The organism is uncultured Campylobacter sp. (assembly GCF_937996225.1).
Taxonomy (GTDB): Bacteria; Campylobacterota; Campylobacteria; order Campylobacterales; family Campylobacteraceae; genus Campylobacter_B.
Map to the genome: position 1 here is coordinate 20,342 of NZ_CALKTC010000055.1, position 25,329 is coordinate 45,670.

The window sequence follows — 25,329 nt, forward strand, 5'->3', positions numbered from 1 at the left end:
ATTTTATCTCTTTGCGCCTTAAAATGGATAAAATTTTATGTTAAAATGGCGCTAAATTTTGAAATTTTAGGATTAAAATGGATCTGCAAAAAATCAGAAACGAGAACTTTAAAAAGCTGCAAAGCGGGCAAAACTGCGAAATTTTAAACGCGATCGAGGCGCTGCAAATAGGCGGGTGCGAGTGCGAGTGCGGCGACGTCGTGCGTGCAAGCTTTAGCGCTAGCGCGGAGCAAGAGAATGAGATTACACGTATCGCAAAAGCACTAAAGCCGTGGCGCAAGGGGCCTTTTGCGCTGAATGATCTTTTTATCGACGCCGAGTGGCGAAGCTTCGTGAAATTTAACCTGCTGCGACCGTTTTTAGATCTGCGCGGCAAAACCGTCGCCGACGTGGGCTGTAATAACGGCTACTATATGTTTCGCGCAAGCGAGCTTGCTCCTGCGCGGCTCGTGGGATTTGATCCTGGCGCGCTATTTTATCTGCAGTTTCGCTTCCTTGAGAAATTCTTTCGCAGCGGCGCGAAATTCGAGCTTTTGGGCGTAGAGCATCTGCCCTTTTACGAGCACAAATTCGATACGATCTTCTGCCTCGGCGTCATCTACCACCGCAGCGACCCAGTAAAGATGCTAAAAGATCTGCACACCTCGCTAAATGCGGACGGCGAAGTGGTTTTAGACACGATGTATATCGAAGGGGCGGGCGATTTCGCGCTGTGTCCGAAAAACAGCTACTCAAAAATTTCAAATATCTACTTTGTTCCGACCGTCGGCGCGCTACAGAATTGGTGCGAGCGGGCGAAATTTAGAGATTTTGAAATTTTGGCTCAAAAGCCCACAGATGCTAGCGAGCAGCGCAAAACGGAGTGGATCGACGGGCAGAGCTTGGAGAATTTTCTAGATCCGCACGATAGCTCACGCACGATCGAGGGCTACCCCGCGCCGAGGCGTATATACGTGCGGCTTCGGGCGTGATCTGCGCCTTTAAAAACGCGTAAATTTACTGAATTTATCGGCTCGCGGGGAAAAATTTTGCGTTCGGCAGAGCGTGAAATTTGACTAAATTTAGCGAGCTCAAGTCGGATTGATCGAATTGTAGCGACCAGGATTAGTGCGGCGCAAATTTGAATTTCGACTTTTGCGTTACGCTTTACACGCACGGCAGCACGAATTTTAAATTTTGCTTTTGCGCTACGCTTTGCGTCTTGCGCGCGGCGGCGCGAAATTTTGCTAAATTTAATCAAGCGGCGGTAAATTTAAAATTTTATCTACGCAGTGCATGCCAATGCGCGCATCGTGCGAACGCAGCGCAAAATTTAACGCCCGCGGCCTCAAATAAAGCGGTAAATTTTGGCGCCTACAATGCGAGCAAAGCGGCACAAATTCTAGCGCCCGCGAACAAAGCGGTATAAATTTTCCGGCGCCGAGCAGCTTCACACCGCTTCACTGCTTCTTGTGAGACGAAACACGGTTAAATTTAAACGATCAGCGCTCAAAAAGTTGCAAAAAATATTTTAAATTTTGCCTCTCGGCCGCTAGGCTCGTATTTGGACCGTGCCCCGGATAGAGCGTAAAATCGCCCTTTATCTGCAAAATTTTATGCAAAGATTCTCTCATCTGCGCGCCGCTTGAAAAGGGAAAATCCCACCTGCCGATAGAGCCTTTGAATATTACGTCGCCGCTAAAAATCACGCCGTCCACTTCAATCATACAGCTGCCCGGCGTATGTCCGGCAAAAAGACTAAATTTAACGTTAAAGCCCGCTATTTCAAAGCTTTGCTCCTGCCCTTTTACGAGTACGTCCGCTTCTATGGGCTCGGGCATCGTCTCAAAAGGATCCGCCCGTAGCATAAAGGCGTCGTCCTCGTGAATATAAATTTTAGCGCCCGCCCTTTGCAGCTTGGCGTCGTCGTAAACATGATCGAAATGCCCGTGCGTATTCAAAACCGCCGCGATCTTTCCCGTATTTTGCATCACCCAATCAAAGCTGCCCTCGCCCGGATCGATCACTAGATCGCCCTGCTCACCCTTTACGACGTAACAATTCGTCACGTATTCGCCGAAAGCTTTTTTTAAAATTTGCATTTAAATCCTCCTTTTAAGCTTAAATTAAAGCCGTAATTTAGCCAAAAATAGTTAAAATTCGCACAATTTAACGTAAAATTTTAAGGCTAAATATTATGTTTTTGGACGATTTGCTGCCGCAACTGACCGATTTTTTATCGGAGAGACTCGATGAAACGGGCGCGGACGCCTTTGTAGTGGGTATCAGCGGTGGGCTTGACAGCGCCGTGGTTTCTGCGCTTTGTGCACTTACGGAGATCCCCACTTACGGACTTATCCTGCCTAGTGCGGGTTCAAATTTAGAAAATATGGCAGACGGCATCTTTCACTGCGAATCCTTTAATATCCCCTACGAAATCCAAGAGATCGCGCCTTTCGTGGAAAATTTTACCGCCCTAAACCCGGGCGCAAGCCCACTTCGTATCGGGAATTTCGCCGCACGCATACGCATGAGCTTGCTTTATGATTATAGCGCGCAAAAACGCGGAGTAGTCGTAGGCACGAGCAATCTTAGCGAAAGGATGCTCGGCTACGGCACGATCTACGGCGATATGGCCTGCGCGTTTAATCCGATCGGAGAAATTTTTAAAACCGATCTGTTTAAATTTGCAAAAATTTTATGCATAGACGATGCGATCATAAAAAAAGCGCCCAGCGCCGATCTATGGGAAAATCAAAGCGACGAACGTGAGCTTGGATACAGCTACGAGATTTTAGATAGCGTGCTAAGAGATATTTTTTCGCGGCCTAATCTAAGGGCCAAATTTCGCTCGGGCGAGCAGATCTGCGCGGACGATCTGAAATATCTGAAAAACTCGCGCCACAATCAAGAGCTGGTGAAATTTATCGTCCGTAGAATTCTTAAAAATAATTTTAAGCTTCGCGCGCCCGCGGTCGCCCGCATAGAGCCCGCACACTAAGGAGAGATTTATGAAAGAGATACCGTTTTATAAGGCTCAAGTCGATAAGAAAGAGGAAGACTTAATTAAAAGCGCCCTCTACAACAGCGATATAAGATATAGCGAAATTTTTGAAGAGGATATTTGTAAATATTTCGGCGTAAAGCACGCCGTATCGACTACGAGCGGCACGACGGCGCTGCATCTGGCGCTTTGCGCAATGGATATTAAGCGCGGAGATAAAATTTTATGCTCCGTAAATTCCTTCCCTAACGTCGCCGAAGTGATCCGCCACTTCGACGCAGAGCCCGTTTTCGTAGATATCGATCCGATAAGCTTTAACATTACGAGCGAAAGCCTTGCTCGCACGATAGATCAAAACCGCCACAAGAAGCTAAAATGCGCTTTCATCTCGCACATCGCAGGACTTGCTGCGGATATAGACGCCATCAGCGAGGTCGCCAAAAGCGAAAATATCATCCTCATCGACGATGCGTGCCGCGCTATGGGCGCTACCTATAAGGGCGCAAAAATCGGAGCGCTTAAAAGCTCGCTCATATCGTGCTTTCAGATCAATCCTCAAGCGCAAGATGCGATCTCTACGGCGGGCTTTTTCGTTACGAACGACGATGAGATCGCAAGCGCCGCGCAAATTTTAAGAAACGGCGGCATCGTGGGAGACGCCTTTTACAAAGACGGCAATATGTCCTTTACCTACGACGTCGATCGCATCGGTCAAAAATACGATCTTGACGCCATAAATTCCGCTTACGCGATCGCCCAGTTTGAAAAAACCGACGCTTTTATAAAGCGCCGCAAGCAGATCGCCGCAGCGTATCGCGAGCAGCTCGCAAACTGCCCTCACGTGACGCTTCCAAGCGACAGCGAGGAGCATATCTATACTCAATTCATCGTAAGGATCGACAAAAACCGCGACGATTTTGCCAAAGCGCTGATCGCGCGCGGAGTAAGCGTATCGCTGCACTATGTGCCGGTGCACCTGCTAAGCTACTACAAAAGCAAATATAATTACAAGGTCAATGATTTCCCGAATGCGCTTAAAAACTATCAGCAAATTTTATCCTTGCCGATCTACACGGCGCTTAGCGACGACGATGTGAGCTACATCTGCGAGCAGATCAAAGAGATAGCGCAAAATCGTGTTTAAACTCCTAATCGAGCGAAACCTATACGATCCGAGCCCCGCGTGGCTTGCGCTCGGAGTGATTTTAGCGCCGTTAACGCTACTTTATACGCTTATCGTCTGCCTAAAAAGGCTCTTTGCTAAGCCGCAAAAATTTAAAATTCCAATAATCAGCGTCGGAAATTTAACCCTCGGCGGCAGCGGCAAAACCCCGCTAGTACGGGCGCTTTTTAAAGAATTTAATAGGGAGCTCAAAACCTGCATCATCCTTCGCGGATACGGGCGCAAAAGCAGAGGCTTGCTCGAAGTAGCGCTCGGCGGACGGGTACTTTGCGACGTGCGGCAAAGCGGCGATGAGGCGATGGAATACGCGCTGTTTTTGCGCGGCGCAAACGTGATCGTCAGCGAAGATCGCGCCGCAGGGATTTTGCGCGCACAAACTCTCGGCTTTGAGCTGGTGATCTTGGACGACGGATTTTCTAAATTTAATATCTCTAAATTTGATATCTTGCTGCGCCCGCAAAGCGTGCCGAAGCTGCCATTTTGCCTGCCATTCGCCGCGTATCGCTACCCGCCGTTTTTTTATAAATTTGCGGATTTCATACCGGCGCCGAGCGACATCTCGCAGGAGCTTAGGATCGTTTCGGCGGCGGATCTGCAAGAGGGGCTAAACGGCACGGATGAAATTTCAAATCTTGCGGATGAAATTTTAAATTCTACCGCGGATAAAATTTCGGATTTAAATTTAAATCGCGCGGCAAATGAAATTTTAAATTTAAACCACGTTGCGGATAAAATTTTAAATTCCAAAGAGGCTGGTTTTGAAAAATCCCGTACGATCTTAATCAGCGCTATCGCCAAGCCTTGGCGCTTGCAAGAGTTTTTGCCGCTCGCAAAAGCCCACGCATTTTTCCCCGACCATTATGATTTCAAAAAAGAGCAGATTTTAGAGCTGTTAAGGCGCGAGGATGCGGAGCATATCCTTTGCACGGCGAAAGATTACGTGAAATTAAGGGATTTGGGCGCGGAAATTTCGGTGATTTTGCTAAATTTAAAGCTAAGCGAAAACTTTATCCGCGAAATTCAAAACTACATAAACCAAGCTATGATAAAATAAGGTTTTTAAAGGAATTTTATGATAAAAAAGAGCAAAACCGCCGAAGTCATCATCTCCGCGCTGCCCTATATCCGTAAATTTAGAGATAAAATTTTCGTCGTCAAATACGGCGGCGCGGCGCAAACCGACGATACGCTCAAGCTTGATTTTGCCCGCGATATCGTGCTTTTGCATATGGTCGGCATCAAAATCATCGTCGTGCACGGCGGCGGCAAAAAGATCAATCAGACCCTGGATAAGATCGGCGTGCGCAGCGAGTTTAAGGACGGGCTTCGCATAACGAATAAAGACGCGATCGAAATTACCGAGATGGTGCTAAGCGGCGCGGTAAATAAAGAGATCACGGCGCTTTTGAACCAAAACGGCGCGCCCGCGATCGGTATCAGCGGCAAGGACGGCGGGCTTTTGAGGGCAAAATTCCTCGATGAGAAAAAATACGGCTTCGTAGGCGAGATCACCGAGGTAAACACCAAGCTGATAAACGACCTACTGCAAAAGGACTATCTGCCGGTGATCGCCCCGCTTGCGGGCGGCGAGACGGACGAAAACGTGAGCTTTAATATCAACGCCGATCTCTGCGCTAGCAGGATCGCAGCCGCGCTAAAAGCGAGTAAGGCGATATTTTTAAGCGACATTGACGGCGTGCTCGATAAAGAGGGAAATTTAATTAGCAAGCTTGATGCCGCGCTCATTTCGAAACTCAAAAAGGACGGTACGATCGCAGGCGGCATGATCCCCAAAGTCGATGCGTGCCTGCAGTGCGTGCGAAACGGCGCAAATGCCGCGCATATCATCAACGGCAAAATTCCGCACTCGATCCTGCTTGAGCTTTTCACGGACGGTGGCATAGGAAGTTTGATAAAGGAAGAAATTTAGGCGCGAGCGCGGAGGCGGCAGGCTTAAAGCGGCAATGCCGCAAGTCCGTGCAAGCGACCTAAGTGATCAAATTTAAAGCGCCTAGGCGGGCGTAAATTTTAAAATTTTAAAAAGGAAAAAGATGAAACTGGTTTCAACGAGAGATTTTTCGCAAAAAGCGGATCTTAGCTACGCGCTGCTAAATCCGAGCGCGAGCGGCGGCGGGCTTTTCAGCCCCGAGAGGCTGCCGCTTTTGAACGAGGATTTTTTTAAGCAGTGCGAGGATCTGAGCTACAAACAAATCGCGCTTAAAATCATCGAGAGCTTCGATTTTGACGTAAGCAGCGAGGTCTTTGAGAGTGCGCTAAAGCGCTACGATAAATTTGAAAATCCCGCCTGCCCCGTCCAGATCAAGAAGCTAAGCGAAAACGCCTATATTTTGGAGCTTTATCACGGCCCGACGCTCGCGTTTAAGGATATGGCGCTACAGCCCTTCGGCGCGCTTTTAAAGAGCATCGCAAAATCCAGGAATGAAAAATTTTTAATAATGTGCGCTACGAGCGGCGACACGGGACCTGCAACGCTGGAGGCTTTTGCGGACGACGAGAACATAAAAGCGGTCTGTCTCTACCCGCAGGGCGGCACGAGCGAGATACAGCGCCAGCAGATGGTCAAACAAAGCGCGGCAAATCTTAAAATTTTAGGCGTGCGCGGCAACTTCGACGATACGCAACGCGCTCTAAAATCGCTACTGGCTGACGAGGATTTCAGAAACGAGCTCGCGCAGGCAAATTTAAATCTAAGCGCCGCAAACTCCGTAAATTTCGGCAGGATTTTATTTCAGATCATCTACTACCTCTACGCTAGCATCTATTTCTCAAAGCACGGCGTATTGAGCCCAGATCAAAATTTAAAGCAAAGCGATCAGTGCCAGGCGTGCGGTAAAAATTTTAGCGCTGCAGCGGGCGCAAGCGGCGCAGCGAGCGCAAAACAGAGCGCTAAATTTAACACCTTCGACGTCATAGTTCCTAGCGGAAATTTCGGCAACGCGCTGGGAGCGTATTTCGCCAAAAAAATGGGCGCAAAGATCGGCAAAATCAAGATCGCTTCAAACGCGAACAATATCCTGACCGAGCTTTTTACGAGCGGGATCTACGATCTACGCGGGCGCAAGCTCATCCGCACGATCAGCCCTGCGATGGATATTTTAGTTAGCTCCAACGTCGAGCGGCTGCTTAGCGATATGTTCGGCGATGCGCGCACAAACGAGCTGATGCAAAGCTTGGCGCGAGATAAATTTTATAAGCTTAGCGCGAGCGAGCTTGCGAAGCTGCGCGAGGTCTTCGAGGCGGATTTTTGCGACGATGCGCAGTGCGCTAAGTTTATCAAACAAGAGAGCAGCCGCGGCGTGCTGATCGACCCGCACACGGCGACCTGCTTTAAGCTACTTGACGAAAGCCACCTAAATCTCGTCGTTTCGACCGCGAAGTGGATTAAATTTACGCCGTCGATGATCGGCGCGATCAAAGGTAGGGCTTGCGAGGACGAGCGAGCCGATATGATCGCACTTTCTAAGGAATTTCGCAGCGACATTCCGCCGCAGATCTCGCGCCTTTTTAGCGCGCCGCAGGTGCACTCTAGCGTCGTGGAGCAAAGCGAGATCAAAAACGCCATAATGGAGTGGATCAAAAAATGATAGTAATCCCCGCGCGCCTTGCTTCGACGCGCTTTAAAAATAAAATTTTATGTGAGTTCGGCGGCGTGCCGATGTTTATCAAAACGGCTCAAAATGCCGCCAAAGCGGACCGCGTGCTAATCGCCGTGGATGAGCCGCAAATTTTAAAGATCGCGCAAGATTACGGCTTTGACGCCGTTCTCACCGCGCGCGAGCATCAAAGCGGCACCGACCGCATCGCTGAAGCGGTCGCGAACGCAGCGCTTGCGGAGGATGAGATCATCATCAATATCCAAGCCGACGAGCCCTTTTTCGAGAGCGAAAATTTGATTAAATTTAAAGATTTCGCCAACGCCATGATCGCGCAAAAGGGCGCATTTATGGCGAGCTGCTATAAATATATAAGCCCTCAGGCGGCAGAGGATCCGAATTTAGTCAAGCTAGTGCTTGATAACGCAGGCTTTGCGATCTATTTTTCGCGCTCACTCATCCCCTATCCACGCGCGGCATGCGAGTGCTACCTCGGACACATCGGTATCTACGCATACAGCGTGCGAAATTTAAAGCGGTTTTGCGCCCTGCCCGCCTCAGCGCTGGAAGATACCGAAAAACTCGAGCAGCTTCGCGCCATAAGCGCGGGCGAGAAGATCGCGATGCTTGGGATCGAAACCGAAAGCATCGGCATCGACACGCCGGCTGATTACGAGCGCGCGCTAAAGGAGTTCGGCAATGGAAATTGATCGCGCCTTTTTAAACACGAAATTTAAAGCGAACGGACCCACAAAATTTAACGATAATGGGCTGTGCGGCACAGTATTTGGGGTGCACAGACCCGCCGCGGAATGTAAAATTCTAACGACGCATAAAATTCTAATGGCGCGCGGAATTTTAAAATTTAAAGATGCGAGCGCAAGATGAATTACGATGAATACAGATCTGCGGTAGATACGCTAAATGCGTGGGCGCGGGCATATTACACCGACGATAAACCGATCGCAAGCGACGAGGAGTACGACGAGCTTTATTCGCAAGCGGAGAAATTCGAAGAGCAAAACCCCGAGCTCGCGCTGCCCTACTCGCCTACACGGCGCATCGGAGGCGCGATCAGCGAGGGCTTTTCCAAGCTTGCTCACGGCGCGCAGATGTGGTCGATGGAGGATATTTTCGACGACGCGGACCTTTTGGCGTGGCTAGCTCGCGGCGAGAAGAGCGGCGCGCAGTTTTACGTGGAGCCCAAATTTGACGGCGCGAGCTTAAATTTAACCTACGAAGGCGGCGTGCTGATAAGTGCGGCGACGCGCGGCGACGGGCTTATAGGCGAGGATGTGACGCAAAACGCAAGAGCGATCAAATCAGTGCCGCTTCAAATCCCCTACGCGCAAAGGATCGAGATCCGCGGCGAGACGCTGATCGCCAAGAGCGATTTTGACGCGCTAAACGACGAGCGCGCCGCAAACGGCGAGAGCCTGTTTTCAAACCCGCGCAACGCCGCCGCGGGAAGCCTGCGCCAGCTAGATAGCGCGATCGTAGCGAAGCGGAAGCTAAAATTTATCCCGTGGGGGGTGGGCGAGCATTCGTTAAGCTTTGCGCTGCACTCGCAGATAATGGAGTTTGTGCGCAGCCTAGGCTTTTTGCGCGACGAGTTTTGCCGCATCTGTTCGGGCGCGAGCGAGATCAGGAGCGCGTACGAGGCGCTGCATAGCATGCGCGCAAGCAAAGACCTGATGCTTGACGGCATGGTAATCCGCGTAAACGAGCTTTCAAAGTGCTCGCAGATGGGCTATACAGTGAAATTCCCGCGTTTTATGGTCGCGTATAAATTTCCCGCGGTCGAAAAGGTAACGCGGCTGCGCGAGATCAATCTGCAGGTCGGCCGCACCGGCGCGGTAACCCCCGTAGCCGTCGTAGATAGCGTAAACATCGACGGCGCGAACGTTTCAAACGCGACGCTTCATAATTTCGACGAGATCGCGCGGCTGGGGCTGATGAAAAACGATTTCGTAGGCATCATCCGCAGCGGCGACGTGATCCCGAAGATCACGAGCGTTTACAAACAGCGCAGAGACGGCACGCAGAGCGAAATTTCGCGCCCGGGTCGCTGCCCGGTTTGCGGCGAGAGGCTACTTGACGAAGGCGCGCTCATAAAGTGTCAAAACCTCGATTGCAAGGCGCGCGTGATAGGCTCACTGATCTATTTCTGCTCCAAAAAATGCATGAATATCGAAGGCTTAAGCGATGCGACGATCACGCAGCTTTTTGAAAGCGGCAAAATTTCAAAGATCAGTGACATTTACGCCCTCGGCGCACAGGATTTGGCGGGGCTTGAGGGCTTTGCGGATAAAAAAATTTCAAATCTTTTGGGCGCGATAAATGCAAGCAAAAACGCGCCGCTTGAGCGCTTCATCGCTTCTTTGGGGATCGAACACATCGGCGAGGTGGCCGCGCGCAAGATAGCCGCGGCATTCGGGCAGGATTGGCTGGATGCGAGCGAAGATGAAATTCTGCGGCTGGAGGGCTTTGGAGAGGCGATGGCAAGGAGCCTAGCGGAGTTTTGCAAGATAAATCGCGAAAAAATTCTAAATCTAAGCGAAATCATCACGCCGCGACCGCCCCAGATGCATACCGTCAAAAGCGCCTTCACGGACCGCAGCGTCGTTATCACCGGCACGCTCAGCCATCCGCGCGACGAGTTTAAGGCTAGACTTTTGGCGATGGGCGCGAAGGTGCAGGGCTCGGTATCTGCCAAGACCGACTTCGTACTCGCAGGCGCAGAAGCGGGCTCCAAGCTGCAAAAAGCTCGCTCGCTTGGCGTGCGGGTGATCGACGAGAGCGAGTTTGAAGCGCTCGCGAACCTGGTGACGCCTGGCGCAAATTCACCTGACAAGAGCGAGCCTGAAGCGCTTGCGGGGAGCGGCAAGTGAAGGTCTTCTGCTTTGTGACAAACCCGCACGCAAACGGCACGGGGCTGAATTTTAAAAGCAACCCCCGTCCCCCAAAATGGATGCGACAGAATTCTGGCTTAGACAGCTTAAATTTCAAAGGCAACCTCCGTCCTGCGGCGCTTGCGTGTTTTATGAAGCGCAAGAATTTTAAAAATTTTAAAGAGTGTGAGGAGGCGGTAAATTTGCCGCTAGAAGCAAGGATAGCAAATCAAGCGGTCGGCGCGGTATCGTCAGGCTTTGAGGCGTGCGTAAAAACGGCAGACCGAGAGGCGGTTTTTGCGAGGCGCGCGGACTCCGCCTGCCGCGGCGCTAAAACGGCGAGCGCAATGTCGATAGATGCGGCTGCAAGTAAGAATATCTCAAATCTTGCGCCGCTCAAACACTGCGCCGATAGGAAAAATTTTAAAATTTTCGCTAGCGACGAGATCGAATTTACAACGCGCGGCGAGCCGAAATTTACAACGTACAGTATGGTTAAATTTACGGCACGGCGCGGGCTAAAATTTGAGCCGCGTAGCACTGCTACGCGCGACTTTGCTTTGCGCGATAAAATTTTAAACCCGAAGCCGCACAAAAGCTGCGCAAGCTTTAAAATTTCATCGCGGCGTGGAGAAAAAGCAAAATGAGATTTGATCTGCTCGTTGCAAACACGCTTAAAATCAGCAGAAATCAGGCCGCTGCGCTGATAAAGCAGGATAAAATTTTGCTGCGAGGCGCCGTGCAAAACAGGCCCTCCGCGCAGATCGCGCCCGAGCAGAGCGGCAAAATCAGTACTGCCGAGCAAATTTACGTAAGCAGGGGCGCGCTCAAGCTCGCAGGCTTTTTGGACGAGCTCGCCGAAAACGGGCTTTTAGCAAGCTGCGGCGCAAATTCGCCTAGCGCGGCGGCAGAAATTTCAAAGCCGTACAGCGCCGCAAAGGGCGCGGATAGCAAAGCGGCAGCGACGCAAATTTCAAGCGCAGATTTTGCGGCTACGGATAAAATTTTAGGCGCGGACGAGACGACCGAAATTCTAAGCGCGACGGCGGCAAAGATCGCAGAAACAAATACCAAGGCGATCCGCAACGTAAAAACTAGCGCCGAGGCGGCGAAGCTTTTACAAACCGGTACAGGCAAGCACACGGTGGAATTTTTACAGATGAGCACAGGCGCCGAGACGGCAGGGCTTTTGCAAGCGGACGCAGACGCCGAAACGGCGGAGATTTTAAATGTGGCAAAAGCCTCCAAATCGGGCGGCAAGGCGGGCGCGTGCCGCAGCGAAGGCGGCGCGGAGCCGGTACAAACAAAGCCCTCGCAAAAAGATATTTTAAATTTAGCGGGAGTCGATGTTTTGGACGTGGGTAGCAGCACGGGCGGATTTGTGCAAATTTTGCTTCAGCGCGGCGCAAAGAGCGTAACCGCGCTTGACGTCGGCAGCTCGCAGCTAAGCGAAATTTTGCGACGCGATCCCCGCGTGATCGTGCGCGAAAACACCGACATCAGGGAGTTTTCGAGTGAGAAAAAATTTGATCTCATCACCTGCGACGTGAGCTTCATCTCGCTAAATTTGATCTTAAAAAGTCTCGCGAGCCTTGCAAAAAGCGCTCTCATCGTGCTATTTAAGCCGCAATTTGAGGTGGGCACGGAGGCGAAGCGAAATAAAAAAGGGGTGCTCAAAGACGAAAAAGCGGCGCGCGGCGCGCGGGCGAAATTTGAGCGACTATGCGCCGAGCTGGGGCTTGCCGTGCTGCATGCCGGCGCTTGTAAGATCACGGGCAAAGAGGGGAATCAAGAATTTTTCTATCTTCTAAAAAGGATGAACGATGAAATTTAAAAACTTAATTATATTGGCGCTAAGCGCGCTATTTTTGGGCTCATGCGCCAAAAGCTTAAACCCCAAAGCGCCGATCGTAAAAAACTTCGACATCGCTAAATTTAGCGGCGGCTGGTATGAGATCGCCCGCATGAAGGGCAGCGACGACGATCTGCAAAACACCGCCTACGAGTGCTTCGTCGATAAAAATTCCACCATCAACCTCCTAAAATCAGCCCAAACGAGCTCGGGCAAAATCAAAAACGAACAACACGTATTGGAGTTTGCGGGCGATAAAAACGTAGGCCTGCTCTATCAAAAAGGCCTGATTTCTGACTCCCTCTACCGCGTGGCACAGGTGGACGGCGACTATCGCTACGCCCTGATCTTCGGCGCCGATACGAGCGAGCTGTATATCCTCTCGCGCACCAAAACCCTGCCTGAGCCGATCCGCATCGTTTATCTAAAAAAGGCGAAGCACAGCGGCTATGACACCAAAAAAATCGTCTGGACGAAGCAAAAGTAATGGCTAATCAAAAATCATGTAAAGACCATACAGGGGCTTCGCTACGGAATTTTAAAGAGCGAAATTTCGTAGCGCAGAATTCCAACTTGCAAAATTTTACGGAACAGAATTTCACAAACAATGGGGAAAATTCATCTAAAAGTATCGAACACCCGAAGCAAGAGCTACGCAAAAATAAAACCGGCGATGCGCACCGCGCAGATGAAGCAGACACCGACACCTCTTGCAGCAATGAAACGACTTTTGGCAGTAAAACGGCTTATAATGACGCTTGCAGCAATGACGTAGACGTGCAGGCTCAAGGCACGTTTCCTGCTTGTGCGGAAGTGCTGCGTGCGCGCCTAAGCGAGCAGTTCGCACGAGGCGATATTTTCGCAACGCTACAAGGCTCAAACCGCGATAATGTGCGCGCCGTAGCAATCGGTAACTTCGACGGCATGCACCTTGGACATCAAAAATTATTTGAGCGCCTAGGCGAGCAAGGCGCAATAATCGTAATCCTAGCAGGTGGTGGCACGAAGCTAACCCCTTTTGCGTCACGGCAGGCATTTACGAACAAAAGGATTTTTTATTGCGATCTACGCGCTATCAAAAGCCTTAGCGGAGGCGAATTTATCACACTTTTAAGGCAGAATTTCATAAATTTACAAAAAATTGTCGTCGGCGAGGACTTTAGATTTGGGCGTGATAGGGCGTGGGACGTGGAATTTTTAGGGCGCGAATTTCGCGGGCAAACCTGCGTCGTAGGCGAGTTTTGCTTAAACGGCGGCGGCGTGCATTCAAGTAGGATCAAAGAGCTTTTATCGCGCGGCCAGTGCGAAGAAGCGGCGGAACTTTTGGGGCGAAATTACGAGATCTGCGGGCGGATCGTGCGCGGTCAGGGGCGCGGGGCGCGGGAGTTCGTAGCGACGCTAAATCTTGATGCGAGCGGCTATTTTATGCCAAAAAGCGGCGTGTATGCGAGCCTAGTACGCGCCGGAAGCAAGGAATTTGCAAGTGTGAGCTTCTTGGGGCACAGGCTCAGCACTGATGGGGCTTTTGCGCTTGAAACGCACATTTTAGAGGATTTTGCGGGCTTTGAAGCGGGTTTAAATTCCGCACAAGATCGCGCGCCGTGCTGCGGGGAGCAAGCCGCACATTCTGCGCAAAATTTAGATGAAATTTCGGCGTGTAATTCGGCTGAAATTTCTACACAAAATTTTGCGGCGAGCGAGAGCTTGGACGCCGAAAATAAAATTTTAGAGGCTGCGAGTAAAAATAGCACCGCGAAATTCGTCTGCGTGAAATTTATAAAGTTCCTACGCGAAAATCGTAAATTTAGTGATCTAACGCAGCTTAAAGAACAGATTTTAAAAGACGCTTCAGAGGCGGAGGCGGTACTACGAAGCCGCAAATTTTAATCTAGGCTTGTAAGCTTAAAGATAAAACTTGCGGGCTGTGCGCTTGAAATTTGATGCGTTTGCCCGCGTTTTGCATCTACGGCGCATTAAATGAGCCGTCTGCGTCGTCCCGTATAAAAGTCGTGTGCCCGTTGTCACTGAGAATACTTGGTGCACCGCCTGCGTCTGCGATGCCATATGGGAAGTGTGCACAAAAGCGGCGCGCAAACCGATAAAAAGTCGTTAATTTTTAACGGCGTACCGCCTGCAGGACTTTAACGTACCTTGGGCTTGGGTTTATGTAAGACGAGGCAAGTGCAAGCTGCGCCGAGAATTGAGAACGATAAAAAATCTTAGTTGTGCTGCGAAGCTTTAAAATTTAGCAGGGATAAGCTGCCGAGCAAGAGCCAAGCGGCTAAATTATGCACCTAGCTAAACGCGGGATTTTGTCAAGCAGCTCCATTTTACGGTGCATAAAATCACAAAATGGGCGCGAAATTCTACCAATGGAGCTTCGACTATGCTTTTAGTTTAAGTTCGTAATTAAAGAATTTAAAGGAGCTGTTTTGGTAGCGTGAGATTTGGCGACGTAAAATTAATGCTGCGAAAATACGGCGTAGAATTTTAAAGATGTATTTGCACGGCGCGGAATTTTAGGGTCTGTCAAGCAAGACATGAAATTTAATCATGCATCAAGCGTATCTGGGCTAGAAGTGGAGCACAAACTGGGATACAGCTCGCTCGCATCAAAAGCGCTCATGCTGCGTTTAAAATTTAGGTATGCTTACGCACGGGGCAAACTAAGCGCAAAAATTCCATGCGTAGCGGTCGCAAATCGAGTGTCGCGTAAGTGCTAAGTGCAGAAAGCGCGGCGTGAGAATTCTGCGCTTAGCATGCGTAGGAAGTATAAATCGAGTGCTGCGCAAATAGCGAAACTAAAAAGGAAACGGATGAAAGACGAAATTTTTAAAGAGCCTATCAAAAAGCAGTTTGAGTTCGACGCCAGCGTCGCGTCAGTTTTTGATGATATGATCGGCCGCAGCGTGCCGTTTTACGAGGCCAGCACGCGACTTAGCAGCGAGCTTTTGGCGCGGATACTGCCGCAAAAGGCCCGCGTGATCGATCTTGGCTGCTCGACTGCGACCGCGCTGCTGGCGCTGTTTGCGCTGCGCCCCGATCTGCGGCTGTGCGGCATCGACAGCTCGGAGGCGATGATACAAAACGCTCGCGCTAAGGCGGCGGCGTTCGGCGCCGAGCTCGAGCTTAGCGTATCGGACGTGCTGGATGCGAGCCTCGCGGACTGCGACGCCGTGATTTTAAACTACACTCTGCAGTTCATCAGGCCGCCGCGTAGGGCCGCGCTCGTGAGTAAAATTTACGACGGATTGCGTGAGGATGGGGTTTTGATCTTTAGCGAAAAGATCGTCTACGAAGAGCCTGCGCTCGCGCGCCGGATGATCGAAATTTACGAGGATTACAAGCGCACGCAAGGCTATTCGCGCTACGAGATCGCGCAAAAACGCGAGGCGCTCGAAAACGTGCTAGTGCCATACACCGAAGCGGAAAACCGCGCTTTGGCGCTGGGCGCGGGCTTTAAGCACGTCGAGAGTATTTTTAAATGGGCGAATTTTATGAGCTTCGCGGCGTTTAAATAGCGATAATTTAAATTTACAAGAAGTATAAATTTTAAAATTCTATGAATTTAAAAATTTCAATGATTTCCGAAGTTTTTACTTTTCCAAAACTCTTGCATTATAAAATTTGAAGCAAAATACGGAGTGAAAATTTTAAATTTTATTCTGTACTCAAAGGCGTAAAATCTAAAATCTCCTCTCGTACCCGCAACTTTTGGAATGTGCGCGCTCAAAACCTTTTTATTTTACATAAAATTTTAACCGTCTAGAAATAATTGATACAAATTCTAATTAAACTAAATTTTACTTCATTTCTATTTGCTGCGCTTCTTGGTTTGTTTCAGTGATTTGTACTTGCGAGCTTACTTTTGTGATTAACCCCGTTTCTTCATCGATTTTTTCACTGCTAACACGATTTTCAAAATCGTCGAAAAAACGTTTCGTATCGGCTAGGATATTTTTATATTTACGCCGTTTATTTTTATAAATCGATCGGCAAACCATGAACGTTAAAATAAAACTACTTCCAATACATGCCAAAAACGGCAAAAGCTCGAAATAAAGTATTTGAAAATAACATATACATATAAATAGCAGTATTCCACCTATAAATGTACCACAGCCGACGACATAATAATCAAATCTGGGTTTATAACTTTCTGCATTAGCCCAGAATTGGTCCTCATTGCTTACTTTTCTAGTGATATTTTTAGTTAGACCGCAATCGATATAACCGCCATTTTTTTCGGCATAACCAGCCATCTCATCGCCATCCAAAATCAAAAAATTTTTATCTAAAACCGCTCTAAACAAATCTTTACCTTGTCCCTTAAGCTGGAATGTCCATATATGAGTATGCGTAGTGCTTGTTTTAGTGGTCGTATTTGTCGTCGTATTGCTGTTAAAACTGCCGCGAACGGCGAACGGATTGATAGGCAAAAAGGGATAACCCAAGCCTCCACTACTTACATCACCACTATTTACAGTACTTACAGTAGTATTAGTTATGCTACTCATGTCTGTTAGAACTTCTTTTTTAGCATTGATTGCGATACCGTGAAAATAATCCATTAACAATCCTTTAGTTAAAAATAAAATTTGTGAATAATACGCCCCCCCCCCATTAAAATTTGCTGAAATTTTATACTCGCCGTATTTTTCGGGTGATACGGCAAGGATTTTTATCTAAATTCTTTGGAATTTTATAATTAAATTTTGATGCAGATTAGATGATCCAAACAGCGCGAATGTATAATTCTAGCGATATGCGAGACGGCACAGATAAAATTTATCGCCGCTCGTAATTTCAAAATTTCGTCGAGGATGTGAATCGTTGAAATTCGACGAAATTTCAAAATTTATATGAAATTTTGAAATTTCATAATCCAAGCATAATTCATAAATTTTACAAAAAATTCAAAGATTGAAAAAGTGTAGTTGTCTAAATTTCGGGCATAAAAAAAGCGTCCGCCGTTTGACGGACGCCGTGTATAAATCGCGGGGCGAAATAAATGCCACCGCGAGCAAAGGAGCTTATTTATCTCTTAAATTTAACTCGCTAACGAGCTTGGAATAAACTGCGTAGTCTTTATTTTTGAGATATTTCATCATTCTTTTGCGCTGACCTACCAGCTTTAGTAGGCCTAAACGGGATGAAAAATCTTTCGGATTTGCTTGCAAATGAGCGGTAAGAAGCGTGATCCTCTCGGTAAGAAGCGCAATTTGCACCTCCGCAGAACCTGTATCTTTCTCTCTTCTAGCGAATTTCGCAACTATCTGTGCCTTTTGAGCCGTGTCTAAAGCCATGATGACCTCCTGATCGGTAAAATAGGAAGCGATTATACTTAATTAACCTAAATTTTTGCTTTCTTTGTGTAAAATGCACGCTTTGACACCAAAGGAGAAAATAAATGCTTTTTACAAAAGCAAGCGAATACGCCCTGCTTTCAATGATCTGCATCGCAGGCAAGGAGGAATCGATGGATGTCGATTCGATCTCTAGCGAGCTTGGAATTTCACGCAGCTTTTTGGCTAAAATTTTACAAAATTTAGCTCGCGCGGGACTTTTAAATTCCTTCAAAGGCGCCAAGGGCGGCTTTGTGCTCGCGCGCAATGCAGATGAGATCACGCTAAGCGAGATCATTAAAAGCGCCGAAAGACGCAAGGCGACGGTATTTGACTGTACTGCCGAGGGGATCGACGCCTGCCCGAACGGTCGCACACTATGCCGCGTCAATCTAATGTTCGGCGAGCTTCAAGAGAAAGTCGATGAGTATATGGATACGATCACGCTAGCAGACATCATCGGCAAAGAACGCAAATGAAAATATATCACCTAAGCCACACCGATCTGGACGGCTACGGCGCGCAGTTCGTCGCGGTGCACTACTTGACGGGCGTGGAATTTTTCAACGCCAACTACGGCAAGGAAATAAACGAAAAATTTGATCTCATCCTCGTTCGTATCGATGAGCGGCTCGCTGCAGACACGGACGAGAAAAGCCTGGTTTTAATCACCGATCTAAATTTACTACCCGCGCAGTGCGAGAAATTTAGCGGCGAACTAGCCAGTCGCAACGCTCGCGTGATCCTTCTGGATCATCATCAAAGCGGACTTGAGTGCGCGAAAAAATTCCCGTGGTATTTCCTAGACTCTTCGCGCTGCGCTACGAAGATAACGTATGATTTTTTCAGTGCGATGTTCGGCGGCGCGGCGCGGCTGGATAAGCTCGTGCGCGTCGTAAACGCCGTGGATATCTGGCTAAAAGACGAGAGCGAGTTTGAGCTCGGCAAAGTCTGCCTCGGCATGGTCTCGGGCGCGAAAGAGATCAATAAAATTATGTTTGAGCAGGAGAGCAGGGATTATATCTTTTTCTTGTTAGAAAAAATTTTTAAATTTCAAAATGAGCCGAGCGCGCACATCGCGCTAGATAGCGCACTGCACGGCATAAAGAAAGAATTTTTTAAAAGCGAGCGCGACGATACGCTAAGCAATCTCGTCTCGCACTTCGTAGTCGCCCGTCTAAGCGCGCAAAAGCAGCGCTTCGCGATCAATTATCTAGGTAAAAAAGGTATTTTGACCTACAATATCGGCAACGTAAGCGTCATCGGCAACGATTTTTTGACGCAAAACCCCGATGTCGATTTTTTCATCGATGTAACGAGCAAAAAAACGCTCAGCTTCCGCGCCGACGGCAAGATCGACGTTAGCGAAATGGCAAAGCTGCTCCTAGGCGGCGGCGGGCACGTAAACGCGAGCGGCGGGATGTTTGCGGGCTTTAAGGACGCGAGCTCGTACGAAGCCGTAAAGGCGCAAATCGTGGATCTAATCGAGAAAAAAACTCAAATTTCAAAGGAAGAAGATGAAAACTAATGACGAAAAAATCGCCGAGCAGGACCTCATCTACGAGATTAATATCCTGCTTGACGCGATGCTACTTTATGCGGGCGTGAAACGCGAGCGGCTCGCTGATGCGGCGCAGCTGTATATCGAAAACATCGACGTCGTGCTACAAAACTCTGACGCTAGCGGCGCGGATGAGGTAATCGCCGTGGTCGAGTTTTTGCGTAGCAAACACGCGGAACTATTCGAAAATAAGGGCTAGCTCGCGAAATTTTAAGCGAAATTTTGCGAGCTAGAATTTTACGAAGCGCAAACTTGTGGAGTAGAATTTCATTTAGCGCAAAAATTTATAGAGCGAAATCTGCGAGATAAAATTTTGCGAAATAGAATTTCTAAAATGCGAAATACGTAATTTTGCGGACTTAGGCTCAAAATTTTAAAATTTAGCAAGTAGGCTTTGCGAATAAAATTTTAAGGCATGGCAGTTGCAGAATTTAATTTTAAAATTTTATGCCGTCAAACAAGAGCAAAATTTCAAGGCTTAGAATTTACGCTAAGTAATTCCGCACAATAGCAAATTTAAAATTTTAAGTGCATTTTGCGGCACGGAATTTTGCAAAAAATTTTAGACAACGCGGGACGGCTCTGAGTAAAATTCTAATCTAGGCTTCGCGCGGAATTTTGCGCTCAACTAAGGTGCAAAATTTAAATATAAAGGCTAAATCTTTGCTTGCCTGTGATGCAAAGATTACCCAGATTGCGGAATTTTAAATTTAAAAGCACGGTTCTGCCGTCTAAGATCAAAGAAATGGCATAGCGCCTAAGCTTGCTGAAATGACAAAGCTCGCTTTGAAGGGAAGGGAGAATTTTATCTGCAAAAGCGCAGAGATGGCATTTTAAGATATTTTTGTTATTTCTAAGCGAAAAAGATCCGCGCTGGAAGCTTTTAAATAAACGCGCTTGATAAAATATTATCGCTAGATATGATGCAGGTGCAGGTAAGTACGCCCGAATGCGGCGAAATAAAACTAACGTGGCGCCCTATAGTCGCAAAGCCAGGCATTGTAAAATAAAAAGCTTGGGTAGAGCGCTTAGAAACAAAATATCGCAAAATAAGACGTCTGCAAAGCAAGGTGTCTATAAGATGAAGCGTCGTAAAATAGAATAGAAAGCAACGTGTCGATAAAATAGACACCGCGAATCAGAATTTCGTAGCAGTAACGCAGGACGCAATTAAATTTTAAGCAGACGTCGCACCAAATTTTGAAATTTTATGAATTTAAAACTTTATGAAAGGATAGAAATGAAAAAGATTTTTTTGTTTGCATGTCTCATGCTTTTGGGCTCGCAGCTTTTCGGCGACGATAAGGTATATCGCCTAAGACTTGCTAGTACGTGGGAGGCGACTACGCCCGTTTTGGGCGCTGCTGCTGAGGATTTTAAAAACTATGCCGAAAGCCTTAGCGGTGGTAGGCTTCAGATCCGCATCGATACGCCGAGCAAGCACAAGGCAAGCTTTGGCATCTTCGACTTCGTCAAAAGCGGACAATACGATCTAGGATATACTTCGCTTTATTATTATAAAGGCAAAGACGCCAAAACTATGCTCTGGACGGCAGTGCCTTTCGGTATGACTACTGATGAGCAGCACGCGTGGTATTACTATGGTGGTGGGCGAGAGCTTAACGATAAGATGTTCGCGCAATACGGCATAAAGACCTTTTTGATGGGATCTACCGGCATGCAAATGGGCGGCTGGTTTAAAAAAGAGATCAACTCGGTAGCAGATTTGCAAGGGCTTAAATTCCGCATACCGGGGCTAGGCGGAGAGGTGATGAGCAAGCTGGGCGCTACTATAAACACGGTGCCTACGGGCGAGCTATTTATGGCGTTAGAGATGGGTACGATCGACGCGGTCGAGTGGGTAAGCCCTGTCTATGATATGCCACTTGGATTTCATAAAGTGGCTAAATACTACTACACAGGCTGGCAAGAACCTATGGGAGACTGCCAGCTGCTGGTAAATCAAAAGGCGCTAGAGAAGCTGCCTGCGGATCTTCAAGCGATCTTAGAGGCTGCAGCAAGACTTGCCGGAGAGAACTTCCAAAATAAGGGCTTTTACGAAAACGCTCGCATTTGGGCGGAGCTAAAAGCGCAGTTTCCGGACGTGCAGGTGCGCGACTTCCCTGCGGACGTGATAGCCGCACTTAAAAAAGCAACGAATGAAATTTTAGACGAAGAAGCGGCGAAAGATCCGATGTTTAAAGAGATCCTAGACAGCCAGCGCGCGTTTTTGAAAATCGGTAGAGAATGGAACAAAATAAGCACCGTAGCCTACATAAATAACGTAAGTGGCATCGCGGGCGAAAGCATAGCAAATCCAATCTCCGCAAGCCCTAGCGGTACGACAAGCTCAGATTCTGCAAGCAGCGAAAATCACGGCGCTGCGAGCGATTCTAACGCGACGGACAGCAAAAATTTAGGAGCGACAAAGTAAAGTGGGTGCTGCTAGCGATAAAAATTAAAGCGAGACGAACAGACCGGCACAATAAGTAGCTCAGGCGCGACAAGCGGCAGAAATTTTAACTACTTTTGATAAAGTAGATGGAATTCTGCCGCAGTAGCTTTGGCGCAATGGCTTCAATATCAGAGCCTAGTTTCATAAATCTCGTCCGCAAGCAGGCAGAAGCTTTGGCGCAATAGCTTTAACATCGCAAGCGGCGCGATCTAGCGCAGCAAAGGGCCCCCACGTGAAATAGAACGCCAAAAACACGCGATGAAACAAAATTTTAAAAATTGTGAATTCCAAGCACGACAGAATTCGGAATTTTAAATCTAAAATTTTAAAATCAAAATTTATGGATTTCAGACGGAGCGCGAAACTACTCCGGTTATGCTAGAAACCGGTATTTGCGACCATTAAGACTAAAAGCCGCGTCTAGCATTTTAAAAAAGCCTATGAGCCTTTTGCATTTATATATTAAAATCACAAAAATTGCATTTGCGTTATTAAAATTATGGCATTTCTTGGCAATATAGGCTAATTCGCATAAAATCAGCCTGCACGCGTTAAAATTTAATCAATAATGTAATTTGGCAAGATTTGTCGCGATAAAATAGCCTTATTATCATGCTTATCTTTAAAATTTACTCCATTGCGCCGCTCTTATAGAGACTACATTTATTAGGATTTGATAAATCACGAATGCCCAGTATCTGCCGCCACATCTATTAACGCAATAGCAGATAAATTTCTATGCCCTTTTATCGATAGTGCAACTACGCAAAAAAGCGTATTAATACCGCGAAATTTATTGAATTCTTGAAATTTTTGATCTTTAAAATATCGCGAGACGGCTAGATCGCTAAAAATTTCATATTATTTGAATTGATTGTTAAAAAGTAGATTCGGAAGCATAGCCCCCGAATCTACGGATAAGATTAAATTCTTAGAATTTAATCGGATGGTGGTGGAAGTCGTCGTAAACGACCTTGTTGGTCTGAAACTTAATGCGCTTAAGCTCGCGGATACGCAAAAATTCCTCTTCATCGATCTTTTTAATCTGAATCGCCGCCTTAAACGTAGGAGTTTTGGCGATTAGATCCCAGCCGCCGCTCGTTAGCTCGTTGCAGCAGCTCTCCCAGTAGTGATAAGACATTTGAATGATACCGTCCATTATACACTCGGTGATGTCGGCCTTGATCGCGATATAGCCGTAGCGGCTCCACGCGACGATGAAATCGCCCTGTGAAATTCCGTATCGCTCGGCGAGTTTCGGATTCATTTCCGCAATCGGTCCTATCGCGTCGCCGCCCTGCTCGACGGTCTTAGAGCGCCTAGTCATCGCGCCTCCTGCGTACTCGTAAACCTTACGCGTAGTTAGAAGCTGGATTGGGAACTCCGCATCGGTCTTCTCGTCCACGGAGCCTGCCATTACAGGATAATCTTTCGGCATATTCATACGTTTTGCGAATTCCTCTTTGGCGCTTTCGATCTTGCTCTTATCATCCACGAATAGAACCGGGACGAAATTTCCTTTACCGTCCGGGGTAAAGAATTTCTTATCAAGATACAATGCAGGTCCGCCCATAGAATTCTCATCAGGGCACGGCCAGTGAAGTCCGTGGTATTTTTTGATACGGTAATAGCTCATTCCGCCGTAGTTGTGCGGAGCTACCCTGCGCACCTCTTCCCAAATCTGCTCTGGAGATTGAAATGTGAAATAATCCCCTAGACCTAGGCGTCTGGCAAGCTCGCAGATGATAGCCCAGTCTTGTCTAGCTTGTCCCGGAGGGGCAACCACAATCTCGCTATGCTGTACGCGGCGCTCTGCATTTGCATAAGTGCCCTCCTTCTCGCCGCTGCAAGCTCCAGGGAGCACGACATCTGCTTTGCGGCTCGTCTCGGTTAAGAAGATATCTTGGATCACATACATCTCTACCTGCGAAATCGCGCGCAAGAAGTGGTTCGCGTTCGGATCGGTCATAACCGGGTTTTCGCCCATCGTCCAGAAGAATTTTACCCTACCATCAAGAATTGCGTCAGGCACTTCGGTTTTATGAATGCCGATCTTGCCATTTAGATGACCTTTCGGCAAATTCCACTGGCGCTCAAACCAATCACGGGCACTCTCGTCGGTTACAGCTTTATAGCCGGTAAATACGTTAGGAAGCATTCCCATATCGCAGCAGCCTTGAACGTTTTCTTGTCCACGGATCGGTAGATCGCCGCTGCCTAGCTCGCCTACGTTGCCCGTTACAAGCATTAAATTTGAAATGTCGCAGACCGCGCCCACGCCGTGGTTGAAGTGAGTTACACCCATACCGTGCGTGATAACCGCAGGTCGCGTAGTAGCGTAAATTCTAGCCGCTTTTCTAATATCTTCAGCGTTTAACCTAGTGTATTTAGCTACGGCCTCAGGCGAATAATCCTTAACCGCCTCTTTTACATATTCAAAGCCCTTGGTGTATTTCTCAACGAATTCATGATTTACCAAATCCTCGTCGATAATAGCATGGATTAAAGCGTTTATAACCGGGATATTGTGCTCCGGCTCAAGCTGGAGGTGGATATCTGCGCGATTTGCAAATTCCGTCTTAACCGGGTCAATGACGATGAGTTTAGCGCCTCTATTTAACGCTCTTTGAACGTGCATAGCTACGATCGGATGGCCATTTTCCGGGTTTGAGCCGATCATCATAATGCAGTTACTGTGAGTTCCGATCTCCGTGAAGCTATTTGTAGCCGCTCCGTTACCGATTGTTTTGGCAAGACCTGCCACAGTCGGAGCGTGTCAAATGCGCGCGCAGTGATCGATATTATTCGTGCCTAAAATTCTAAGTAGCTTCTGCGCTACGTAGTTATCCTCATGCGTACAGCGTGCAGAATAGTTTCCGGCTATCGCGTCGGCGCCGTATTTTTCTTTAACCTCGAGCATCTTTTTAGCAACCAAATCAAGCGCTTCGTCCCAGCTAGCCTCGACCAAATCGCCGTCTTTACTAAATTTGCCATTCTTTTTACGAATTAGCGGAGTAGTAAGCCTATCTCTAGAGCCTACGTAATTCCATCCGTAATAACCTTTCAAACATAAACAACCCTGATTTACGGGGTTGTCGCTTACGCCGGTTGCGGATTTGATATAGTTGTCTTCCGCAGTCAGCTCGATTTGACAGCCTGTGCCACAATAAGGGCATATGACCTTGCCTTTATTCGCCATATTTTCTCCTTTCGAAAATACTAAACATGCAAAATTACCATATATGCAATTTCGGCACAATTATATAAATTCTTACCTAAAATAAAATTGAAATTTTGCCTTAAGCTAAAAGAATTTTTTCAATTATAATTAGGAGTAAGTTGGGGTAATTTCAGTAGCAATTTAAATTTTAAAATATACTTTAATACTGATATACTAGACTTTTAAAGCAAATAATCAACGAACCGGTTTAAAAAAGAAATTAGT

The 25,329-nt window shown here is 47.7% G+C and carries 22 protein-coding genes; 18 read left to right on the plus strand and 4 right to left on the minus strand.

The features are described from left to right. The first annotated feature begins 77 nt into the window (after window positions 1-77). Complete coding sequence (gene cmoB / locus Q0174_RS06475; RefSeq protein WP_298042594.1) at window positions 78-971, plus strand: tRNA 5-methoxyuridine(34)/uridine 5-oxyacetic acid(34) synthase CmoB; 894 nt, start codon at window positions 78-80, stop codon at window positions 969-971. Between the two features lie 510 nt (window positions 972-1,481). On the opposite strand, the gene Q0174_RS06480 is transcribed toward cmoB, so the two are convergent. Further along, window positions 1,482-2,081 (minus strand): MBL fold metallo-hydrolase, encoded by a 600-nt coding sequence (locus tag Q0174_RS06480; protein ID WP_298042596.1) that lies wholly within the window; start codon window positions 2,079-2,081, stop codon window positions 1,482-1,484. A gap of 95 nt (window positions 2,082-2,176) precedes the next feature. Here Q0174_RS06480 and nadE point away from each other — a divergent pair, with 95 nt between their 5' ends. The 13 genes from nadE to cmoA all read left to right on the plus strand — a co-directional run bounded on the left by nadE (window position 2,177) and on the right by cmoA (window position 16,044). Beyond that, a complete protein-coding gene (gene nadE, locus Q0174_RS06485) occupies window positions 2,177-2,980 on the plus strand; it encodes an NAD(+) synthase (RefSeq protein WP_298042598.1) in 804 nt (267 codons plus the stop codon). Between the two features lie 10 nt (window positions 2,981-2,990). Beyond that, a complete protein-coding gene (locus Q0174_RS06490) occupies window positions 2,991-4,127 on the plus strand; it encodes a DegT/DnrJ/EryC1/StrS family aminotransferase (RefSeq protein ID WP_298022205.1) in 1,137 nt (378 codons plus the stop codon). Continuing rightward, window positions 4,120-5,220 carry a tetraacyldisaccharide 4'-kinase gene (locus Q0174_RS06495; protein ID WP_298042603.1) on the plus strand — a complete coding sequence of 367 codons (1,101 nt, stop codon included), beginning with the start codon at window positions 4,120-4,122 and terminating at the stop codon, window positions 5,218-5,220. Before Q0174_RS06490 ends, Q0174_RS06495 begins: the two co-directional genes overlap by 8 nt. 18 nt (window positions 5,221-5,238) lie before the next feature. Then, window positions 5,239-6,096: an acetylglutamate kinase gene (gene argB / locus Q0174_RS06500; protein WP_298042605.1), complete on the plus strand. Its 858-nt coding sequence runs from the start codon at window positions 5,239-5,241 to the stop codon at window positions 6,094-6,096. A gap of 121 nt (window positions 6,097-6,217) precedes the next feature. Continuing rightward, window positions 6,218-7,771, plus strand: a complete 1,554-nt coding sequence (gene thrC / locus Q0174_RS06505) for a threonine synthase (RefSeq protein WP_298042607.1) — start codon at window positions 6,218-6,220, stop codon at window positions 7,769-7,771. After that, a complete protein-coding gene (gene kdsB / locus Q0174_RS06510) occupies window positions 7,768-8,490 on the plus strand; it encodes a 3-deoxy-manno-octulosonate cytidylyltransferase (RefSeq protein WP_298042608.1) in 723 nt (240 codons plus the stop codon). Before thrC ends, kdsB begins: the two co-directional genes overlap by 4 nt. Next, window positions 8,480-8,668, plus strand: coding sequence for a hypothetical protein (locus Q0174_RS06515; protein ID WP_298042611.1), 189 nt, complete (start codon window positions 8,480-8,482; stop codon window positions 8,666-8,668). Before kdsB ends, Q0174_RS06515 begins: the two co-directional genes overlap by 11 nt. Beyond that, complete coding sequence (gene ligA / locus Q0174_RS06520) at window positions 8,665-10,671, plus strand: NAD-dependent DNA ligase LigA (RefSeq protein WP_298042613.1); 2,007 nt, start codon at window positions 8,665-8,667, stop codon at window positions 10,669-10,671. The genes Q0174_RS06515 and ligA overlap by 4 nt, the downstream gene beginning before the upstream one ends. Continuing rightward, window positions 10,668-11,318, plus strand: coding sequence for a hypothetical protein (locus tag Q0174_RS06525; RefSeq protein WP_298042616.1), 651 nt, complete (start codon window positions 10,668-10,670; stop codon window positions 11,316-11,318). Before ligA ends, Q0174_RS06525 begins: the two co-directional genes overlap by 4 nt. Beyond that, complete coding sequence (locus Q0174_RS06530) at window positions 11,315-12,505, plus strand: SAM-dependent methyltransferase (protein ID WP_298042619.1); 1,191 nt, start codon at window positions 11,315-11,317, stop codon at window positions 12,503-12,505. Before Q0174_RS06525 ends, Q0174_RS06530 begins: the two co-directional genes overlap by 4 nt. Beyond that, window positions 12,495-13,010: a lipocalin family protein gene (locus Q0174_RS06535; RefSeq protein ID WP_298042622.1), complete on the plus strand. Its 516-nt coding sequence runs from the start codon at window positions 12,495-12,497 to the stop codon at window positions 13,008-13,010. The genes Q0174_RS06530 and Q0174_RS06535 overlap by 11 nt, the downstream gene beginning before the upstream one ends. Beyond that, window positions 13,010-14,410: a riboflavin kinase gene (locus Q0174_RS06540; protein ID WP_298042625.1), complete on the plus strand. Its 1,401-nt coding sequence runs from the start codon at window positions 13,010-13,012 to the stop codon at window positions 14,408-14,410. Before Q0174_RS06535 ends, Q0174_RS06540 begins: the two co-directional genes overlap by 1 nt. Before the next feature lie 929 nt (window positions 14,411-15,339). Then, complete coding sequence (cmoA, locus tag Q0174_RS06545) at window positions 15,340-16,044, plus strand: carboxy-S-adenosyl-L-methionine synthase CmoA (RefSeq protein ID WP_297990336.1); 705 nt, start codon at window positions 15,340-15,342, stop codon at window positions 16,042-16,044. Window positions 16,045-16,326: 282 nt separating this feature from the next. Here the strand turns inward: cmoA and Q0174_RS06550 are convergent, their stop codons facing one another. Continuing rightward, entirely contained in the window at window positions 16,327-17,094 is a 768-nt protein-coding gene (locus Q0174_RS06550; protein ID WP_298042628.1) for a hypothetical protein, read from the minus strand. 462 nt (window positions 17,095-17,556) lie between these two features. Then, entirely contained in the window at window positions 17,557-17,829 is a 273-nt protein-coding gene (rpsO, locus tag Q0174_RS06555) for a 30S ribosomal protein S15 (protein WP_298042631.1), read from the minus strand. Between the two features lie 104 nt (window positions 17,830-17,933). Between rpsO and Q0174_RS06560 the strand changes: the two genes are divergently transcribed. The 4 genes from Q0174_RS06560 (at window position 17,934) to dctP (ending at window position 21,863) form a co-directional block, all read left to right on the plus strand. Continuing rightward, window positions 17,934-18,347, plus strand: a complete 414-nt coding sequence (locus tag Q0174_RS06560) for an Rrf2 family transcriptional regulator (protein WP_177387765.1) — start codon at window positions 17,934-17,936, stop codon at window positions 18,345-18,347. After that, window positions 18,344-19,396 (plus strand): 3'-to-5' oligoribonuclease B, encoded by a 1,053-nt coding sequence (locus tag Q0174_RS06565; RefSeq protein ID WP_298042634.1) that lies wholly within the window; start codon window positions 18,344-18,346, stop codon window positions 19,394-19,396. The genes Q0174_RS06560 and Q0174_RS06565 overlap by 4 nt, the downstream gene beginning before the upstream one ends. Continuing rightward, window positions 19,386-19,628 carry a hypothetical protein gene (locus tag Q0174_RS06570; protein WP_298042636.1) on the plus strand — a complete coding sequence of 81 codons (243 nt, stop codon included), beginning with the start codon at window positions 19,386-19,388 and terminating at the stop codon, window positions 19,626-19,628. Before Q0174_RS06565 ends, Q0174_RS06570 begins: the two co-directional genes overlap by 11 nt. 1,041 nt (window positions 19,629-20,669) lie before the next feature. Further along, complete coding sequence (dctP, locus tag Q0174_RS06575) at window positions 20,670-21,863, plus strand: TRAP transporter substrate-binding protein DctP (RefSeq protein ID WP_298042638.1); 1,194 nt, start codon at window positions 20,670-20,672, stop codon at window positions 21,861-21,863. A 952-nt stretch (window positions 21,864-22,815) separates the two neighbouring features. Here dctP and Q0174_RS06580 read toward each other — a convergent pair. Beyond that, the gene (locus tag Q0174_RS06580) at window positions 22,816-25,083 is read right to left on the minus strand and encodes a molybdopterin-dependent oxidoreductase (RefSeq protein ID WP_298028413.1); all 2,268 of its coding nucleotides are present in this window, start codon (window positions 25,081-25,083) and stop codon (window positions 22,816-22,818) included. Between the last annotated feature and the right edge of the window lie 246 nt (window positions 25,084-25,329).

What these genes read in the sequence shown, in the direction of transcription:
- cmoB (WP_298042594.1), top strand. Translation starts at nt 78, where the DNA reads ATGGATCTGCAAAAAATCAGAAACGAGAACTTTAAAAAGCTGCAAAGC.
- Q0174_RS06480 (WP_298042596.1), bottom strand. Translation starts at nt 2,081, where the DNA reads ATGCAAATTTTAAAAAAAGCTTTCGGCGAATACGTGACGAATTGTTAC.
- nadE (WP_298042598.1), top strand. Translation starts at nt 2,177, where the DNA reads ATGTTTTTGGACGATTTGCTGCCGCAACTGACCGATTTTTTATCGGAG.
- Q0174_RS06490 (WP_298022205.1), top strand. Translation starts at nt 2,991, where the DNA reads ATGAAAGAGATACCGTTTTATAAGGCTCAAGTCGATAAGAAAGAGGAA.
- argB (WP_298042605.1), top strand. Translation starts at nt 5,239, where the DNA reads ATGATAAAAAAGAGCAAAACCGCCGAAGTCATCATCTCCGCGCTGCCC.
- thrC (WP_298042607.1), top strand. Translation starts at nt 6,218, where the DNA reads ATGAAACTGGTTTCAACGAGAGATTTTTCGCAAAAAGCGGATCTTAGC.
- kdsB (WP_298042608.1), top strand. Translation starts at nt 7,768, where the DNA reads ATGATAGTAATCCCCGCGCGCCTTGCTTCGACGCGCTTTAAAAATAAA.
- Q0174_RS06515 (WP_298042611.1), top strand. Translation starts at nt 8,480, where the DNA reads ATGGAAATTGATCGCGCCTTTTTAAACACGAAATTTAAAGCGAACGGA.
- ligA (WP_298042613.1), top strand. Translation starts at nt 8,665, where the DNA reads ATGAATTACGATGAATACAGATCTGCGGTAGATACGCTAAATGCGTGG.
- Q0174_RS06530 (WP_298042619.1), top strand. Translation starts at nt 11,315, where the DNA reads ATGAGATTTGATCTGCTCGTTGCAAACACGCTTAAAATCAGCAGAAAT.
- Q0174_RS06535 (WP_298042622.1), top strand. Translation starts at nt 12,495, where the DNA reads ATGAAATTTAAAAACTTAATTATATTGGCGCTAAGCGCGCTATTTTTG.
- Q0174_RS06540 (WP_298042625.1), top strand. Translation starts at nt 13,010, where the DNA reads ATGGCTAATCAAAAATCATGTAAAGACCATACAGGGGCTTCGCTACGG.
- cmoA (WP_297990336.1), top strand. Translation starts at nt 15,340, where the DNA reads ATGAAAGACGAAATTTTTAAAGAGCCTATCAAAAAGCAGTTTGAGTTC.
- Q0174_RS06550 (WP_298042628.1), bottom strand. Translation starts at nt 17,094, where the DNA reads ATGGATTATTTTCACGGTATCGCAATCAATGCTAAAAAAGAAGTTCTA.
- rpsO (WP_298042631.1), bottom strand. Translation starts at nt 17,829, where the DNA reads ATGGCTTTAGACACGGCTCAAAAGGCACAGATAGTTGCGAAATTCGCT.
- Q0174_RS06560 (WP_177387765.1), top strand. Translation starts at nt 17,934, where the DNA reads ATGCTTTTTACAAAAGCAAGCGAATACGCCCTGCTTTCAATGATCTGC.
- Q0174_RS06565 (WP_298042634.1), top strand. Translation starts at nt 18,344, where the DNA reads ATGAAAATATATCACCTAAGCCACACCGATCTGGACGGCTACGGCGCG.
- Q0174_RS06570 (WP_298042636.1), top strand. Translation starts at nt 19,386, where the DNA reads ATGAAAACTAATGACGAAAAAATCGCCGAGCAGGACCTCATCTACGAG.
- dctP (WP_298042638.1), top strand. Translation starts at nt 20,670, where the DNA reads ATGAAAAAGATTTTTTTGTTTGCATGTCTCATGCTTTTGGGCTCGCAG.